At 66.2% G+C, this 16,923-nt stretch carries 15 protein-coding genes and 6 tRNA genes; 18 read left to right on the top strand and 3 right to left on the bottom strand.

Going from position 1 to position 16,923, the window contains the following annotated elements:
* Positions 1-18 precede the first annotated feature (18 nt).
* Positions 19-90 (bottom strand) — tRNA-Val (locus ABIB49_RS12680).
* 317 nt (positions 91-407) lie between these two features.
* Between ABIB49_RS12680 and ABIB49_RS12675 the strand changes: the two genes are divergently transcribed.
* The 6 genes from ABIB49_RS12675 (at position 408) to ABIB49_RS12650 (ending at position 1,534) form a co-directional block, all read left to right on the top strand.
* Positions 408-480: transfer RNA gene (locus ABIB49_RS12675), tRNA-Gly, on the top strand.
* A 45-nt stretch (positions 481-525) separates the two neighbouring features.
* Positions 526-596 (top strand) — tRNA-Cys (locus ABIB49_RS12670).
* A 39-nt stretch (positions 597-635) separates the two neighbouring features.
* A tRNA-Val gene (locus ABIB49_RS12665) sits at positions 636-710 on the top strand.
* A gap of 56 nt (positions 711-766) precedes the next feature.
* Positions 767-839: transfer RNA gene (locus ABIB49_RS12660), tRNA-Gly, on the top strand.
* 38 nt (positions 840-877) lie between these two features.
* Positions 878-952: transfer RNA gene (locus ABIB49_RS12655), tRNA-Val, on the top strand.
* A gap of 312 nt (positions 953-1,264) precedes the next feature.
* The gene (locus tag ABIB49_RS12650) at positions 1,265-1,534 is read left to right on the top strand and encodes an antitoxin (protein ID WP_282359829.1); all 270 of its coding nucleotides are present in this window, start codon (positions 1,265-1,267) and stop codon (positions 1,532-1,534) included.
* A gap of 204 nt (positions 1,535-1,738) precedes the next feature.
* Here the strand turns inward: ABIB49_RS12650 and zapE are convergent, their stop codons facing one another.
* Entirely contained in the window at positions 1,739-2,776 is a 1,038-nt protein-coding gene (zapE, locus tag ABIB49_RS12645) for a cell division protein ZapE (protein WP_226773564.1), read from the bottom strand.
* A gap of 229 nt (positions 2,777-3,005) precedes the next feature.
* Here zapE and ABIB49_RS12640 point away from each other — a divergent pair, with 229 nt between their 5' ends.
* The 3 genes from ABIB49_RS12640 (at position 3,006) to ybaK (ending at position 4,972) form a co-directional block, all read left to right on the top strand.
* Positions 3,006-3,923: a sulfurtransferase gene (locus ABIB49_RS12640; RefSeq protein WP_226773550.1), complete on the top strand. Its 918-nt coding sequence runs from the start codon at positions 3,006-3,008 to the stop codon at positions 3,921-3,923.
* A 76-nt stretch (positions 3,924-3,999) separates the two neighbouring features.
* On the top strand, positions 4,000-4,458 hold the full coding sequence (locus ABIB49_RS12635) for a SufE family protein (RefSeq protein WP_226773549.1): 459 nt from the start codon (positions 4,000-4,002) through the stop codon (positions 4,456-4,458).
* Between the two features lie 16 nt (positions 4,459-4,474).
* Positions 4,475-4,972 (top strand): Cys-tRNA(Pro) deacylase, encoded by a 498-nt coding sequence (gene ybaK, locus ABIB49_RS12630; RefSeq protein ID WP_226773548.1) that lies wholly within the window; start codon positions 4,475-4,477, stop codon positions 4,970-4,972.
* A gap of 57 nt (positions 4,973-5,029) precedes the next feature.
* Here ybaK and ABIB49_RS12625 read toward each other — a convergent pair whose 3' ends face one another.
* Positions 5,030-6,361 (bottom strand): alpha/beta hydrolase family protein, encoded by a 1,332-nt coding sequence (locus ABIB49_RS12625; protein ID WP_226773547.1) that lies wholly within the window; start codon positions 6,359-6,361, stop codon positions 5,030-5,032.
* Positions 6,362-6,457: 96 nt separating this feature from the next.
* Here ABIB49_RS12625 and ABIB49_RS12620 point away from each other — a divergent pair, with 96 nt between their 5' ends.
* The 9 genes from ABIB49_RS12620 to ABIB49_RS12580 all read left to right on the top strand — a co-directional run bounded on the left by ABIB49_RS12620 (position 6,458) and on the right by ABIB49_RS12580 (position 16,850).
* The gene (locus ABIB49_RS12620) at positions 6,458-6,946 is read left to right on the top strand and encodes a hypothetical protein (RefSeq protein ID WP_226773546.1); all 489 of its coding nucleotides are present in this window, start codon (positions 6,458-6,460) and stop codon (positions 6,944-6,946) included.
* Positions 6,947-6,960: 14 nt separating this feature from the next.
* Positions 6,961-7,461: a peptide-methionine (R)-S-oxide reductase MsrB gene (gene msrB / locus ABIB49_RS12615; protein WP_226773545.1), complete on the top strand. Its 501-nt coding sequence runs from the start codon at positions 6,961-6,963 to the stop codon at positions 7,459-7,461.
* Between the two features lie 269 nt (positions 7,462-7,730).
* Positions 7,731-9,128, top strand: a complete 1,398-nt coding sequence (locus tag ABIB49_RS12610) for a DUF6421 family protein (protein WP_354157135.1) — start codon at positions 7,731-7,733, stop codon at positions 9,126-9,128.
* A complete protein-coding gene (locus ABIB49_RS12605; RefSeq protein WP_282359831.1) occupies positions 9,125-9,898 on the top strand; it encodes an SDR family NAD(P)-dependent oxidoreductase in 774 nt (257 codons plus the stop codon). The genes ABIB49_RS12610 and ABIB49_RS12605 overlap by 4 nt, the downstream gene beginning before the upstream one ends.
* Positions 9,899-9,961: 63 nt before the next feature.
* On the top strand, positions 9,962-11,050 hold the full coding sequence (locus ABIB49_RS12600; protein ID WP_226773542.1) for a threonine aldolase family protein: 1,089 nt from the start codon (positions 9,962-9,964) through the stop codon (positions 11,048-11,050).
* A 97-nt stretch (positions 11,051-11,147) separates the two neighbouring features.
* Positions 11,148-11,810 (top strand): DUF3000 domain-containing protein, encoded by a 663-nt coding sequence (locus tag ABIB49_RS12595; protein WP_226773563.1) that lies wholly within the window; start codon positions 11,148-11,150, stop codon positions 11,808-11,810.
* An 84-nt stretch (positions 11,811-11,894) separates the two neighbouring features.
* Positions 11,895-13,247 carry an HRDC domain-containing protein gene (locus ABIB49_RS12590; protein ID WP_354157134.1) on the top strand — a complete coding sequence of 451 codons (1,353 nt, stop codon included), beginning with the start codon at positions 11,895-11,897 and terminating at the stop codon, positions 13,245-13,247.
* A gap of 181 nt (positions 13,248-13,428) precedes the next feature.
* The gene (locus ABIB49_RS12585) at positions 13,429-14,691 is read left to right on the top strand and encodes a thiolase family protein (protein ID WP_282359833.1); all 1,263 of its coding nucleotides are present in this window, start codon (positions 13,429-13,431) and stop codon (positions 14,689-14,691) included.
* A complete protein-coding gene (locus ABIB49_RS12580) occupies positions 14,688-16,850 on the top strand; it encodes a 3-hydroxyacyl-CoA dehydrogenase NAD-binding domain-containing protein (RefSeq protein ID WP_354157133.1) in 2,163 nt (720 codons plus the stop codon). Before ABIB49_RS12585 ends, ABIB49_RS12580 begins: the two co-directional genes overlap by 4 nt.
* Positions 16,851-16,923: the final 73 nt, after the last annotated feature.

Below are 16,923 nucleotides of genomic sequence, written 5' to 3'. Positions count from 1 at the left end.
GGCGGACCATTTAGTGCGTGGGCGATACTGGGTTCGAACCAGTGACCTCTTCGGTGTGAACGAAGCGCGCTACCACTGCGCCAATCGCCCCAATGCCATTGAATGCTAGCCCACCCTGAGCAAATTTAGAAATCGGGGCGGCACGCTACCGTGATGGCGCCGTATGCGTCCTTCAACACTGCCCTGCTGAACTGCGGCCCGCTGGGAGGGCCACCGGGCTGCGACCGGAAAAGCCTTCCCTAATTACATGGCTGTAATTCGAAAAAAACCCTAGAATTCAGGGATACAGCGGTCTTGAAGTCAGTCATCGTCGGCTCGATTTGTAAGTTCCCTGAACCTCCTATAGAGTTCTTACTCGTTGGAACGCGAGGAATTGCCGATTGCGGCGGGGATTTGCTGACAATAATGCGGACGTAGCTCAGCTGGTAGAGCACCACCTTGCCAAGGTGGATGTCGCGAGTTCGAATCTCGTCGTCCGCTCGCAGGACACTGTCACGGTAAGGTTCTTTGGAATCGTATCTACACGGTGGGTTGGCCGAGAGGCGAGGCAGCGGCCTGCAAAGCCGTATACACGGGTTCGAATCCCGTACCCACCTCGGTGAAAACCCTGGTTTCCGGTGCAGATCGGATGCAAGGGGCGATTGGCGCAGCGGTAGCGCGCTTCCCTGACACGGAAGAGGTCACTGGTTCGATCCCAGTATCGCCCACCAGAGCAAGGCAACTTGCTTGATGCAGTACCACCGGCCAAGCCGGCATGGACTAAAATGCGGACGTAGCTCAGCTGGTAGAGCACCACCTTGCCAAGGTGGATGTCGCGAGTTCGAATCTCGTCGTCCGCTCTCTTCATTGCAATTCCACTCCGGATACTTCCGGTTGCGGGCGATTGGCGCAGCGGTAGCGCGCTTCCCTGACACGGAAGAGGTCACTGGTTCGATCCCAGTATCGCCCACCACAAGAGCAGCTCCCCCGGAGCTGCTCTTTTTTGTGCCCGGCCCCTTGTCCAGGGTTATAGGGTTAGCGGCCAAAATGCGGGTTATAGGACAAAATGTGTGTCAATGCCGGGCGCGTCAGGTGCGTCCTGCCCATCCTCTTCTGGCCCACAGCCCTTCGTCAGCTCTGAGTCCGGCCCCTCCGGTCTGCTGGCCTGAACGCTGGGAGGAATCGCCTCTTACCCTGTGAGCGGACACCCTTGGCACCCCCGCCAGCTCCGGTTAGGGTAGAAAATGCAGGAGCGATCTGGCTCCACGACCGAAGGGAGGTGCCCGTGGGATTACTTGACGATCTAAAGGGCAAGGCTCAGCAAGTTATTGGTGGCAACGAACGAGCCATCAAGGACGGCATCGAAAAGGCCGGCGACTTCGTCGACTCTAAGACCGGCGGAAAGCACGCCGACAAGATCGATGCCATGCAGCGCGGCGCTTCCGGCTTCGTGGACAAGGCGAACGAGAAGCCCAATACGGCTCCTGTCGCCGATCGAACTCCCGTGGCCGATGAGCCGCCCGCCGCCGGCGAAGACCGCCGGCCAGGCCTCTGACCCAGATACGTCAGCGAGGTGCCGGTCCCGCCGAGAGGCGGTGCCGGCACCTCCGGCGTTTAACGGCTCCGGCGTTTAACGGCTCCGGCGTTTAACGGCTCCGGCGTTTAACGGCGCCTCGACTACACGGACCAACCACTGGCCAAGGCGAGCCCCCTACGGCGCGCCAGCGAATGACTCGCCGCAGCTGCGGAGCAGGATTCGCTACGAGGGCTCGCGGTTCTGGCCTTCCCTGGCCAGTGCGGTAAGGCGTGAGACGGCCCGGAAGTACTTCTTTGTATACCCGCCGGTCATCATTTCTTCGGTGAAAAGCTGGTCGAACGGCACACCGCTGGCAAGGATGGGCACGTCTTTGTCGTAGAGCCGGTCCGCGAGTACCACGAACCGCAGCGCCACTGCCTGCTCGGTGATGGTGTGGACGTTTTTCCAGACCACGCCTTCGATCCCGTCGAGCAATTGACGGTAACGGCTCGGGTGGACACCGGCCAGATGGTCGATCAGGGTGCTGAACTCATCGCGCGCCACTGTCTTTCCATGGAACTCCGCCTGCATGCGGTGCGTCAGCTGTTCGTTGGGCAGCGGCTGCGGCGCGGCGGGCAGACCTCGGTGGCGGAAGTCCTCACCATCAATCCGGACCACGTCGAACTGGTCCGCCAGGACCTGGATTTCCCGGGCGAAATCGACGGCGGCAAACCGGCCGTCGCCGAGTGAACCGGGCAGGGTGTTTGAGGTGGCCGCGAGCTTGACCCCGGCGTCGGCCAGTTCGCGCATCAGCCGGGACATCAGCACGGTGTCGCCCGGATCATCGAGCTCAAATTCATCGATGCAGACCAGCTTGTAGTGGCTCAGCGCCTCCACGGTTTTGCGGAAGGAAAGCGCCCCGACCAGGTTTGTGTATTCCACAAAGGTGCCAAACGCCTTGGGCCCCGGGGCGGCGTGCCACAGCGAGGCGAGCAGGTGGGTCTTGCCGACGCCGAAGCCGCCGTCGAGGTAGATCCCCGCCCGGGAGATGTCCTTTTTGCCGAAGAATCGTTTGAAGAGGCCCTCCCCATCGCGCGACCCCACGTTGGCCGCAAAAGCTTCCAGCGCGCCGACGGCGGCACTTTGGCTGGGTTGGGCCGGGTCCGGCCGGTAGCTGGAAAACGACACCTCACCAAAGCGCGGCGACGGATAAAACCCGTTAAGGAGTTCGTCCACTGAAACGGCCGGGGTGCGGGCGGTGAGCTGTTCGATCTGTACCAAGGTGGTCCGTTCTGCTGGTCTCTTGTCCCCAAAAAGAATACCGGCAAAGCGCGCGCCGACTGTCGGCCCGAGGAGTGTAGCCGGACGGCGCGTGACGAAGGCCATATTTCCGTCCGTGAACCAGGGGAGGAAATCCCGGCGGGCCGTGGTTAGTGTTGGAGAAGGCCCGGCGCCGTGCTCGATCCTGCAACGGCCCGGCCTCCTGACCGTTTCAGTGAAAGGCCACCAAATGCCCTACCCCGTTGAGCAGAATGAGAAGTTCGCCGGCTACGCCCACCCCGAGCGCCTAGTGTCCACCGAATGGCTGGCCGCCGCGATCGAATCCGGCGACCTCAACGACGGCCGGCTGGTGGTGGTGGAATCCGACGAGGACGTCCTGCTCTACGAGGTCGGCCACATTTCGGGAGCCGTGAAAATCGACTGGCACACGGACTTGAACGACGAGGTTACCCGCGACTACGTCGACGGCGCGGCGTTTGCTGCCCTCGCGGCGGCGAAGGGAATCTCCCGCGACAGCACAGTTGTCATCTACGGCGACAAATCAAACTGGTGGGCCGCCTACGCCCTCTGGGTCTTCGAGCTCTTTGGCCACAAGGACGTCCGGCTGCTCGACGGAGGCCGGGACAAATGGGTCGCCGAAGGTCGGCACCTCACCACGGACAAGCCTGCCGTCGCCCCGGGCGAGTACCCCGTCGTCGAGCGGAACGACGCTCCGATCCGTGCCTTCAAGGAAGACGTCATGGCACACTTCGGCAAGCCCCTGATCGACGTCCGCTCCACCGAGGAGTACACCGGCCAGCGCACGCATATGCCCGCCTACCCCGAGGAAGGCGCCCTGCGTGGCGGACACATCCCCACTGCGGCGTCCATTCCCTGGGCCCGGGCAGCCGCCGAGGACGGCACCTACCGGACCCGCGCCGAACTTGAGTCGTTGTACCTTGGCGAGGCCGGGCTGAAGGCGGGAGACGATGTTGTGGCGTACTGCCGCATCGGCGAGCGTTCCAGCCACACGTGGTTTGCACTCAAGTACCTGCTGGGCTTTGAGTCAGTGCGCAACTACGACGGCTCCTGGACCGAATGGGGCAACGCGGTCCGCGCCCCGATCGTCAAGGGCGCTGAACGCGGCAGCGCGCCGGCTGCCGGGTAGCCCGCAGGCTGCTCCGGGCTCCGGGCGGAATGCGGGCGCCGAGCGTGCGGAAGCTGGAAGACGTAAGCTGGACGAGATGAATACTCCTGCCCTCCCCACCGCACTGGCCGAAATCGTTGACGACTTCCAGGCCGTCACGGAACCCGACCGGCTCCAGCTGCTCCTCGAGTTCTCCCGCGAACTTCCGGAACTTCCGGACCGGCTCAAGGACCACCCGGAGCTGATGGAGCAGGTGGTGGAATGCCAGTCGCCGCTGTATCTGACCATTGAAACGGAGCAGTCCGACGGCGGCGCGGCAGAACGCGTACAACTCTTTTTCAAGGCTCCCCCCGAAGCCCCAACCACCCGCGGCTTTGCGAGTGTCCTGCATGCGGGTCTTGACGGCCTGAGCCCGGCCGAGATCCTGGCAGTCCCGGACGACATGCCCGAACTGCTGGGCCTCACCCGCGCCATCACGCCGCTTCGGATGCGCGGGATGACCGCTATGCTGGGCCGGATCAAACGCAAAGTTGCTGCCCTTCCGCAGCAGCCCTGACCGACGCACGGATCGTATGGCACGCAAGCAAGCTTCACAGGGAACCCCGGCGACCGCCGCGCTAACGGCTGCCGGGGTTCCTTTCCTCGTCCACCCCTACAGCCATGACCCGGCCGCCGCCAGCTACGGGCTGGAAGCCGCGGAGGTACTCGGCGTCGATCCCGCACGCGTGTTCAAAACCCTGATGGTCGACGTCGACGGCCGGCTAGCCGTCGGTGTTGTGCCGGTGAGCGGCAACCTGGACCTCAAGGCGATGGCGGCCGCCCTCGGCGGCAAGAAGGCGGCGATGGCGGACCCCGCGGCGGCCGAACGCCGCACCGGCTACGTTTTGGGCGGCATCTCGCCGCTGGGACAACGGCAGCCCTCCCCCACCGTGGTCGACGCCAGCGCACTGGCCCTGGAAACGATATTTGTCTCCGGCGGTCGGCGCGGCCTGGACCTTGAGCTAAGCCCGGCCGAATTGATCCGGCTTACCGGCGCCCGCACGGCCCGGATCGGCACCGGCAGGAACTAGCCGGCTTCCGCACGCCGGGGGTGCAGAAAAGAGCAATGTTGTCGGCAAACATTGCCGTCAACTGTCAACCCGGCGGGGCTCCGGCTCCGGATTCGGCTGGCCAGGGTTAGGGCGGGGCGCAATCTGCTGCCCCAGCCAAGCCGTGACCAGCCGCTCCCAGCGCTCCGGATCCACATTCCACTCCTTGGTGTGGCGGGCGCGGTCGAAGGTCTCGAAGGTAACCATCTCCGGGTTCTTCTCCGCCAGGGCCGCGGACGGGCCGTAGGGGACGTATTCGTCGTCGACGCTGTGGATGATCAGCGTCGGCGTCCGCAGTTCCACCGCACGGGATACCCAGTCCATCGCCTTCAGGTCCACCGGGGCGGCGAGGCCGGTCAGCCGCCGGCCCAGCTTGTGGCTCATCATAAGCTGCCCGTAGCGGCCGACCGCAGAGGGAATCCTGTTGAGTTCTGCATGGTGCGCCAACACATTCACCCAGTTAATGACCGGGGCATCGAGCACCATCGCGCGGATCAGGGGGTGGTAGCGGGACAAATCGGCGGTCTGGAGGCAGATGGCCCCGCCCATGGACCAGCCAAAGAGCACCACTTCACGGGCGCCGTGGCTGAGGGCAAAGCCGATGGCGGCCTCAACGTCGCGCCACTCGGTGGAGCCCAGACCGTATCGTCCGTCGTTCGCCGAAGGCGCCAGCCCGTCATTGCGGTAGGAAATCAGCAAGCTGGTCAGGCCCAGTTCCCGGGCAGTCGGGACGGCCCGGAGGCATTCCTGCCGGCTCGCCCCCCGGCCATGGACCATGATCGCCCAGATCCCGGACTCGTGCGGGCCCCGGACCAGCCAGGCCGGCGCTGTTCCGCCGTCGACGTCGATGTCCACGTCTTCCGGGGGCAGGCCGATGCTGGCGGGATCCGGGAACGCGGCTCCGCTCCAGTAGCCGCGGCGGGCCGTGCTGAGGTCGCCGCTGTAGACAGCCTCGACTTCCCGCTGCACGGTGCGCTCTGCCGGCGAATAGGACACGATCCGGCCGATCCGGGCGTGTCCGCGTCCGCCGTCGAAGAACAATCCATAGACGCCCTCGACCGTGGACTCGGGCGTCGCGGCGAGGATCACCTGCAACCCGTGTCCGGCCCGGATGACGGCGAGAATTTCCTGGTCCTCGTCCTTGACCTTGGCGGGGGTGATCACGCGGCGGGCGAAATACAGGGCGAGTGCGGAGGATCCGGCAGCCAGCAGCCCGGCCGCTGCACTGCCGCCAATGATGCCGCCGAGGGCCCATTTAGCAATGCCCTGGGCCGAAGCGTCGGTTGCGGTAGCAGCAGCGGAGCGGGTGGCCCGGCCGCGGGCGGCGGGGATCCGGTGCGGATCCGGCAGGAGGCGGAGGGAAGAAGCCATGGCACCATTCTTACCGAAGTCCGCGCCCGGCACGGCATCCGGGGACATCTGGCCGCAAACCGTGCGGGCGTACCGGTGCGCGACTAGGCTGGGGGCATGAGTGATCCAATCGTCATTTTGACAGAAGAGCCCCTCGGCGCGGACGACCGCGTCAACATTGAAACACTGCTCGCCGGAGGTGATACCCCGCTGGTGGTCCTGGTTCCGGCCAGCACGGAGCGGCACCTGCTGGTGGATTTCCTGGAGAATCTCTCCTTGCTGGAAATTTCCAAGGCCTTCCGTGAACTGACGGCACACTCCGACCCTGCGGGGGAACGCGCCGAAGCCGCGGAAACCCTGGCCGCCTCGCTCGCAGCGCTGGCAGGACTCGGCAGCGGCGTGACCGGCGAAATCGTTGAGGGCAAAGCCGTCGACGGAATGGTCGCCCGGGTCAAGGAACTCGGCGCCGGGCAGGCAGTTGTCATCACCCGTCCGCATGCCGTGGCAGACACCTTCCACACGGACTGGGCCACCAAAGCCCAGGACAAGCTGGGTCTTCCGGTCCTGCATCTTTATGCCGGATCGGGATTTATCGGGGACTCCTGAGCGTTACTGAGGCTATGAGCATCTTTACAAACAGGCCAAAAGTCACGCCCGTCAAGGATCCCGCCGCCGAAAGCGCGGGCGGATCCGATGCCGGCAACGCCAGCCCGACGGTGGAAAAATCCGACGAGCAGTGGCGCCAGGAACTGAGTCCGGAGGAGTACCGCGTGCTCCGCCAGGCAGGGACCGAGCGCCCGTACACCGGCGAGTACTGGGACTCCCACACCGCTGGCGTTTACCAGTGCCGCGCCTGCGGCACGGAGCTCTTCACCAGCAAGGAGAAGTTCGATTCGCACTGCGGCTGGCCCTCCTTCTGGGCCCCGCTGGCGGACGGCACCGTCCGGTATATCCATGACCGCACCCAGGGCATGGAGCGTGTGGAAGTCCGCTGCGCCCACTGCGATTCGCACCTGGGGCACGTGTTTGAGGGCGAGGGGTACGGAACCCCGACCGACCAGCGCTTCTGCATCAACTCCGTTTCCCTGAAGCTGGTTTCGGCCGGCGACGCCGGGCAGTAGTCCGCACCGGGTACGGCTGCGACCAGGACCCCCGGCGGCACCGCAGCAGCGGCGCCGCCGGGGGTCCTCTGCAGTGCTCGCCGGTTCGCCCCGCCCGAATCTCCGGGAAGCCCCGCGGCCGCTGGAGCTGGCCGGGGTCCTGCGGGCGGTTTGCCCCAGACTTTCTTATGCTCAAGCTTGTTTTGCGTTAGTACCTCTGTTTGCTTGCTACGCTCGTTTCAGCTACTGACGAGCGACGCTCCCAGCAAACAGAAAGGCGCCAGCTGACGATGACTACCACTGCTGTCACCACCACTGCCCCGATCACGGCCGACTCCCCGGCGTGGATGGAGCTCAAGGCCGCCGCCACCGCGCTGCAGGCACTCCAGGTCCAGGACGGCTCCGTGCCGGAGACCGCCAACCACGAACCGGCCCGCGGATATGTCCGGACGATCTCGTCGTCCATCACGGCTCTCGCGCCGTCCTTTCCGCACGACGCCGACTACCTCACCCTCCTTGTGACCGACTTCGGCCGCTGGGCCGACGGCGGCTTTGGCGTGCCCGATTTCCTGGACTCCCTGCAGGCCTTCCAGCCGCAGCAGCACCGGGTCAACGGCCTGCAGCACCTTGTGGTCTTTCCGATGTACACGCAGAACGGCAGCAGCAACCGCCTGGTCGAGGCCGTCCTGATCGAGGTCATCTGGCCCGAGTTCATTGCCGGGCTGGAGGAGGGCGACTACTCCAACAAGCTCTTCGTGCCGATTCGTTTCCTGGATTTCACCCCCGGTTACAACACCAATTCCGCGGTGCTGTTCCCGGAAACCGTCGCGGTCCGCAAGACTCCTACCTTCACCTGGGGCGCCATCTTTGCCGACCGTGAAGCAGCCCGCTTCCGCCGCGTGCTCAGCGCCGCCGCGGACATCACCTCGCTGCAGCTGCCGGAGGACGCGGCAGCCCTGCTGACGGACCAGGAGCTGACCCAGGAAACCTTTGTGATGTGGGACCTGATCCACGACCGCACCCACATGCGCGGTGACCTGCCCTTCGACCCCTTTATGATCAAGCAGCGGATGCCGTTTTTCCTGTACTCCCTCGAGGAATTGCGCTGCGACCTGACCGCATTCCGCGAATCCGTGAAAATCGAAAAGGACGAGGACGCCGATCCGGAGGCCCGCCGGCACGCCAAGCTGGTCCAGTACGCCGTTATCTTCGACCGGATCTTCCGCTTCGCCATTACCGGCAGCCGGGTGCGCAACTACGACGGTCTGGGTGGCCAGCTGCTCTTTGCCTGGATGCACCAGCACCGCGTCCTGCACTGGACCGACAGTAAACTCAGCATCGACTGGGACGAGGCCGCCGACGTTGTGGTTGAACTCGGCGCCAGGATCGAAGAGCTCTACTGGCGCTCCATCGACCGGCCGAAGATGGCGCACTGGCTGGCCGCGTACGAGCTGATTTCCGGCACCGTCACACCCAACCCTTCGTCCGTCTGGGCCAAAGGTCCGGATGCGCTGCCGCTGGCCGGCCCGCCGCGCGGACTCACCGACCAGGTCCTCGACGACGAGTTCCCGCTCTCGATGTTCTACGAGGCACTTGAGAAGAAAATGCGCCCGGTCATCGAATCCACGGCCGGCATCACGGGCACCTCGGAGACCTCAAATACCAGCACGGCCATGAACGCCGCATGAGCGCCGGACGGCCCCTGAACGTGGTGGTCACCGGCGGCAGCGGCCCGTCCGGAATCGCCGCGGCGCGCGCGCTGACTGGGGCCGGGCACACGGTCTTCACCGTGGGCTCGGACCGGGCCCGGATTGAAGCGGCCGCCGCGGAAGCCGGAAGCGCAGTCACGCCACTGGTGTGCGACCTCGCGGACCTCGCTGCAGTCCGGTCGCTGCACTCCACCGTGCACTCGATGCTGGCCGGAAAAGGCGGGGGCGTCGACGGCGTCATTCATCTGGTGGGCGGCTGGCGCGGCGCCAAGGGCATCACCGACCAGAGCGACGAGGACTGGGACTTCCTGGAACGCGGCGCAATCACCACGCTGCGCAACGTCTCGCGCGTGTTTTATGACGATCTTGCGGCGTCCGACGCCGGCCGCTTCGCCATGGTGTCCTCCACGGCCGTAGGCCGGCCGACGGCTGGCGGTGCCAGTTACGTGGCTGCCAAGGCGGCAGCCGAAGCGTGGACCCTGGCCGTGGCCGACGGTTTCCACCGCGGGCAGGCGGGGGCCGCCGGTCCCGGCAGTGCCGCCGTCCCCGTTGAACAGCACAGCGCGGCGGTGATTTTTGTGGTGAAAGCCCTCGTGGATGCCGCCATGCGCGCGAAGTCGCCGGAACGCACCTTCCCCGGATTCACCGACGTGACGGAACTGGCTGCGGCCGCCGTCGGGCTCTTCACCTCCCCCGCGGCGGAACTCAACGGCCGGCGCGTACTGCTTGGGCAGGTTCCGCAGCCCTGACCGACCCCTTGCGGCTTAGTGCCGGGGCCCGGATCTCCTTAGACTGAAAGAGTGAGCAAATCGATGACAAGCACAGTTGAAACTGCCCCCGCCAGCACAGCGGTGCGGCTCCACGATCCCGCCGTCCGCGGCTTTGCCTCGGATAACTATTCCGGCGTACATCCGGAGGTACTGGCGGCCCTGGCCGCCGCCAACGAGGGCCACCAGGTTTCCTACGGCGAGGACGACTACACCGCCCGGCTCCAGCAGTTGATGGAGGGCTACTTCGGCGCAGGGATCGAGTGCTTCCCGGTCTTCAACGGCACCGGCGCCAACGTGCTGTCGCTGCAGTCCCTGCTGCCTCGCTGGGGGGCCGTGGTTTGTGCCTCCACCGCACACATCAACATGGATGAGAACGGCGCCCCTGAGCGGATCGGTGGCATCAAACTGCTCCAGGTCCCCACAGCGGACGGCAAGCTGACTCCGGAGCTAATCGACAAGGAAGCCTGGGGCTGGGGCGACGAGCACCGCGCGCAGCCGCTGGCCGTGTCCATCACCCAGACCACCGAACTCGGCACCTGCTACACGCCGGACGAAGTGCGGGCGATCGCCGAGCATGTCCATTCCAAGGGCATGAAGCTACACATGGACGGCGCCCGGCTGGCGAACGCTGCAGCCCACTTGAATGTGCCGCTGCGGGCCTTCACCCGCGACGCCGGCGTCGACATCCTCTCCTTCGGCGGCACCAAAAACGGCTTGCTCTTCGGTGAGGTCGTCATCGCCCTGAACCCGGCCGCGGCCCAGGGCCTGATCTACCTGCGCAAGATGAACATGCAGCTCGCCTCCAAGATGCGGTTTATGTCCGCGCAGTTCATCGCCCTGCTCGAAGGGGACCTGTGGCTGCGCTCCGCCTCGCACGCCAATGCCATGGCTGCCCGGCTTCGGGCCGGCGTCGAATCCATCCCCGGCGTCGAGCTAAGCCAGAAGACGGAGTCCAACGGCGTGTTTGCGGTCCTGCCGCCCGGCGTGGCGGACCGGCTGCGCGCGTCCTTCCGTTTTTACGACTGGAACGAGGCGGCCGGCGAGGTTCGCTGGATGTGCTCCTTCGACACCACCGAAGACGATGTTGATTCCTTTATCGCCGCCATCAAGCGCGAGCTCGCCGCCGGTTGATCCCGGCAGTGCGCCCGCCGCCCTCGCCCGCCCAAAGCCGGAGCGGGCAGCGGCGGCGAGCCTGCAGGGCTTGTGCACACTCCGTGCATAATCTTCCATTGTGAACGCACTCGACCAGGTTCCGGCAGATTTTCTTTTTGCCCTGGGAACGCTTCGGCAGGCACGAACCCGGGGTGAACTGCGCCTGGAAGAAATCCCGGCCCCGGCGCGGCTGGCACCGTTCGCTGTGGCACTCGGGGCGGAGGTTGTTGCGCCCGGCGCATCAACGTCTTCCGGCGCAGTCCATGGACCCGCGGCGGCCGCCCTGGCGCGAGCGTCCGAGAGCGAGGACATCGAACTGGCCACCGGCCGCTTTATCCTGCTGCACGATCCCGACGGCTCCGCGGTCTGGGAGGGGGAATTCCGGATCGTTACCTACATCCGCGCGCAGCTGGAACCGGAGATGGGCAATGACGAACTGCTGGGTTCCGTTGCCTGGACCTGGCTCGTCGAAGCCCTGCAGGACCATGCCGCACCGTACCGCTCGGCCGGCGGCACCGCGACCAGGGTACTGTCCGAAAGCTTCGGAACCCTCGAAGGCCGACCCAATTCGATCGACATCGAGCTCAGGGCATCCTGGACTCCGGCCACCCCGGACATCACCTCGCATCTGGAAGCCTGGTCCGACATGGTCTGCACGTTCGCCGGCCTGCCGCCGCTGCCCGACGGTGTCACAGCCCTGCCGCGCCGGCGCCGGGGACGGGCCTGGTTTGGAAGCTGACATCGGCCGCAAGGACGGGCACACCGACTCCTTTTGGCGGATGCGCGGCCCGCAGCACCGTGTTATCGGTAAACTAAACCCATCATGACCCCTCAAATTCCGGAAATCAGCACGGCAGGCACCGTACAACATCAGACCGAGGCCGCTGACGCCACAGCCCACATCGCCGTGGACGGCTTCGACAGCCTGGTTCCCGAGGTGATCGACCTTGACGCCCCCCGCGACGGTGTGCCGCTCGTTATTGAAACCATGTCCGGGCTGGAACGCTGCGCGGCTGCCCTCGCCGCAGGCCATGGCCCTGCCGGAGTCGACGCCGAACGCGCTTCCGGTTTCCGCTACGGCCAGCGCGCCTTCCTGGTGCAGATCCGCCGGGAGGGCTCCGGCACCTGGCTGATCGACCCGGAACCCTTTGGCGACCTTGGCATCATCAACGAGGCCCTGCGCGGCGTCGAATGGATCCTGCACGCCGCCAGCCAGGACCTGCCGTGCCTCTCCGAACTCGGCATGTGGCCGGACAGACTCTTTGACACCGAACTCGCCGCCCGCCTCGCCGGGCTTCCCCGGGTGGGCCTCGCTGCGGTGATCGAGCAGCTGCTGGGCTTTGGCCTCGCCAAGGAACACTCAGCGGCCGACTGGTCCACCCGGCCGCTGCCGGAACCGTGGCTCCGCTACGCGGCACTGGATGTCGAAGTTCTTACCGAACTGCGCGAGGAGCTTATCGAACTGCTCACCGCCGACGGCAAACTGGACTTCGCCGAACAGGAGTTCGCCGCCATCCTGGGCGCCGGCCAGGCACCACCCCGGGTCGATCCGTGGCGGAAAACGTCCGGACTGCACCAGATCCGCGACCGGCGCCAGCTCGCCGCGGTGCGCGAGCTATGGCTCGAACGGGATTCGCTGGCGCAAAACCGCGACGTCGCCCCCGGCCGGCTGATTCCCGACTCCGCCCTGGTCGCGGCGGCGAAGGCTATGCCCGGCACCGTGCCCCAGCTGCTGGGGACCAAAGGCTTCCACGGCCGCGCAGCCCAGCGCGAGGCACCGCGCTGGCTGCGCTGCATCACCGCCGCCCGCGCCCTCGAGGACCTTCCTCCCCTGCACCTGCCCACCAACGCTCCCCCGCCCCCGCGGGTCTGGGCCGACCGGGACCCGGAGGCCGCCGCCCGGCTCGCCACCGCCCGCCCGCTGCTGCAGGCCAAGGCCGAAGAACTGAACATGCCTTTGGAAAACCTGTTGACCCCGGACCACCTGCGCCGTGTCTCCTGGCGTCCGCCCGTGGAGTTCAGCGAAGAGGGAATCGCCGAGGAACTGGCGAACCTCGGGACCCGGCAGTGGCAGATCGAACTGGTCACCCCGCTCATCGCCGAAGCCTTCCGCAACCCGCAGCCACTGCCGGTCAAGGAAGCCAAGACCGTGCCGGCCCCGGACAAAGCAGGCTAAGCCCGGCAGCCGCCCTCCCGGCCCGTTGCCAACCCGCCTCCATGCGGCCCGGCCACCTACTCCTTGCCAGCTATGTTACTGACAAGTAACATGTTGTCTGATGTCGCCCGGTTCCCTGCTGTCCTCGGCGTTTGCGCGCGGGGCAGGGGTCCGGCACCCAGGTCTCGATGAGGAGTAACACGTGAGCCACACCCGGAGCACCGCGAATCCGCGCACCATCCGTGAGGTCGTCTTCGTCGACGGCGTCCGCACCCCGTTCGGCCGGGCCGGCGAGAAGGGCATCTACGCCGGAACACGGGCCGATGACCTCGTAGTGAAATGCATCCGCGAGCTGATGCGCCGCAACCCGTCCCTGCCGGCCGAACGAATCGACGAAGTGGCCATCGCCGCGACAACACAGACCGGTGACCAGGGACTGACAATCGGCCGCACCGCGGCCCTGCTGGCCGGACTGCCGCGGACCGTACCCGGCTTTGCGATTGACCGGATGTGCGCCGGCGCCATGACGGCCGTGACCACCACCGCCAGCGGTATCGGCTTCGGTGCCTACGACGTTGTGATCGCCGGCGGCGTGGAACACATGGGCAACCACCCGATGGGGGCCGGTGCGGATCCCAACCCGCGCTTTATGTCCGAGCGGATTGTGGACCCGGCAGCCCTGAACATGGGCAACACGGCAGAGAACCTGCACGACCGCTTTCCCGCCATTACCAAGGCACGCACCGACGCCTACGCCGTCGCTTCCCAGGACAAGCTTGCCGCAGCATACGCGAAAGACCAGATCCAGCCGGACCTGGTCCCCGTGGCCACCATAAAGCCGGGCCGGGGCTGGACCGTCAACACGGTGGATGAGCCGCCGCGCCCGGGCACCTCCGTGGCGGACCTCGCCACGCTCAAAACCCCCTTCCGCGCCCACGGCCGGGTCACGGCAGGCAATGCAGCAGGCCTCAACGACGGCGCCACCGCCGCACTGCTGGCCTCCGCCGAGGCGGCCGAGGAACTTGGCCTGCCGGTGAAGATGCGCCTGGTCAGCTACGCCTTCGCCGGCGTCGAGCCGGAAGTTATGGGCATCGGCCCGGTCCCGGCCACCGAGAAGGCCCTGAAGAACGCCGGACTCGGCATCGAGGACATCGGCCTGTTCGAAATCAACGAGGCCTTCGCCGTCCAGGTGCTCAGCTTCCTGGACCACTTCGGGATCGCCGACGACGATCCCCGCGTCAACCGCTACGGCGGTGCGATCGCCGTCGGGCACCCGCTCGCTTCGTCCGGCGTCCGGCTGATGAACCAGCTGGCCCGCCAGTTTGCCGAGGACCCGGGCGTTCGCTTCGGAATGACCACGATGTGCATTGGCCTGGGCATGGGGGCCACCGTCATCTGGGAAAACCCGCACCACGCCGATTACGGCACCGACTACACCACCACCACGACTGGAGCCGCAGCATGAGCGCCGCCGATTTCCATAAGCTTGCCGAGCTGTTCCCGAACGAGACGGTAACGCACTCCTACGTCCAGGACATCGCGCTGCCGGCTGTCAACGGCAAGAGCCCCGGCACCTTCGCGCTGCTCACGCTCGACAACGGCCTGGACCACTCCAAACCCACTACCTTGGGCCCGAACACGCTGATCGAGCTCGGCACCGCCCTGGAGGGGCTGCGGGACCGTGCCGCGCGTGGCGAGATCGCCGGCGTCGGCGTCACCGGCAAGCCGTACTTCCTGGTCGCCGGCGCCGACTTGTCCACGGTCAAATCGGTCAGCGGCCGCGAGCAGGGCCTCTGGATGGCCCAACTCGGCCACGATGTCTACGCCACGCTGGCAAACCTCGGGGTTCCCAGCTTCGCCTTCATCAACGGACTGGCCCTCGGCGGCGGGCTGGAGATAGCCCTGCAGTCCACCTACCGCACCGTCTCCACCGGCGCCGGTGCGCTGGCACTGCCGGAGGCGTTCATTGGCCTGATCCCGGGTTGGGGCGGCGTCTACATCCTGCCGCGGCTGATCGGCCCGGAGAACGCCGTTAAGGTGATGATCGAGAACCCGCTGAGCAACAACCGCACCCTGACCGGACCGCAGGCCTACAAACTCGGCGTAGCGGACGCCATCTTCGAGCCCGCCGACTTTGTCGAGCAGTCAGTCGCCTGGGCTGCGCAGGTTATCGCGGGCGCCCTCACGCCCGAACGCGCCAATGCCGTCGACCCCGCCGTACCGGAGGTGGCCGATCGCTGGGCCGGTGCCGTCGCCGCGGGCCGCGCCTTTGTCGAAACCAAGACGTCGAACGCCTCCCCGGCCCCGGCCAAGGTGCTGGACGTGCTGGAAGCAAACCGCACCATGACCCAGGCTGAGTCGGCGGAGCTCGAGTGCCGGACCCTAGCGGACCTTATGCAGACCGACGAGTTCCGTTCCACTGTCTACGCCTTCCTGGATCTGGTGCAGCGCCGAGCCAAGCGCCCCGCCGGCGCCCCGGACCGCAAACTCGCCCGTCCGGTCACAAAAATCGGCGTCGTAGGGGCCGGCCTGATGGCCAGCCAGCTCGCGCTGCTCTTTGCCCGCCAGCTCAAGGTGCCGGTGGTGATGACGGACATTGACCAGGCCCGGGTGGACAAGGGTGTGGGTTACGTGCACGCGGAGGTGGATAAGCTGCTGGCAAAAAAGCGGATCAGCGCGGATGCCGCCAACCGGACCAAGGCCCTGGTCAGCGGCGCGGTTTCGAAGGAAACCTTCGCCGACGCCGACTTCGTCATCGAGGCCGTCTTCGAGGAACTCAACGTCAAGAAACAGGTCTTCAAGGAACTTGAGGCGATCATTTCGCCCGAGTGCATCCTGGCGACCAACACCTCCTCGCTGTCCGTCACCGCCATGGCTGAGGACCTGGAGCATCCGGAGCGGCTCATCGGCTTCCATTTCTTCAACCCGGTGGCAGTGATGCCTTTGCTGGAGATTGTCCGGGCCCCAAAGACCGACGACGCCGTACTGGCTACCGCGTTCGAACTGGCTAAGGGCCTGAAGAAGTCCGCAGTACTTGTCAAGGACGCCCCCGCTTTTGTGGTCAACCGCATCCTGCTGCGCCTGATGGGAGAAGTGACGGCCGCCTTCGACGAGGGTACCCCCGCCGGGGTGGCGGATAATGCGCTGCGCCCGATGGGCCTGCCGATGACACCTTTCGTTCTCGGGGCCATGGTGGGCCTGCCGGTCGCGCAGCACGTCCAGGAGTCCCTGCACGCTGCGTTCCCCGGCCGGTTCACCGTCTCGCAGAACCTGCAGAACCTGATCGATCACGGGGTCCGGTCCATCTGGGACCCGGCCTCGGTGACGGCCGGTACGCCGACCATTCCGGCCGAGACCCAGGCCCTGATGTCCTTTGGGGATTCGCCGTCCACCGCCGGGGAGGTGCTGCGCCGCACTCAGGACGCCCTCGCCGAGGAAATCGGACTGATGCTGGACGAGGGTGTCGTCGCCGGTCCGGAGGACATCGACCTTTGTATGATCCTCGGTGCCGGCTGGCCGATGTTCCTTGGCGGCATCACCCCGTACCTGGACCGGGTCGGCGCCTCGGAGCGTGTCACCGGCCGGAAGTTCCTGGCGCCGGGTGTGGCGTCCGAGCCGGCCTAACGCCCGGAGCGGCCGGACGGTCGAAGTGACCTAACACCCCGCATGCCGGCGGCACTCCCGGCGGCGGGCATCA

Source organism: Arthrobacter sp. UYCu512 (assembly GCF_040547075.1).
GTDB lineage: Bacteria > Actinomycetota > Actinomycetes > Actinomycetales > Micrococcaceae > Arthrobacter.
The sequence above is the reverse complement of the archived record's forward strand: the minus strand, read 5'-3'. Positions and strand labels throughout refer to the sequence as shown.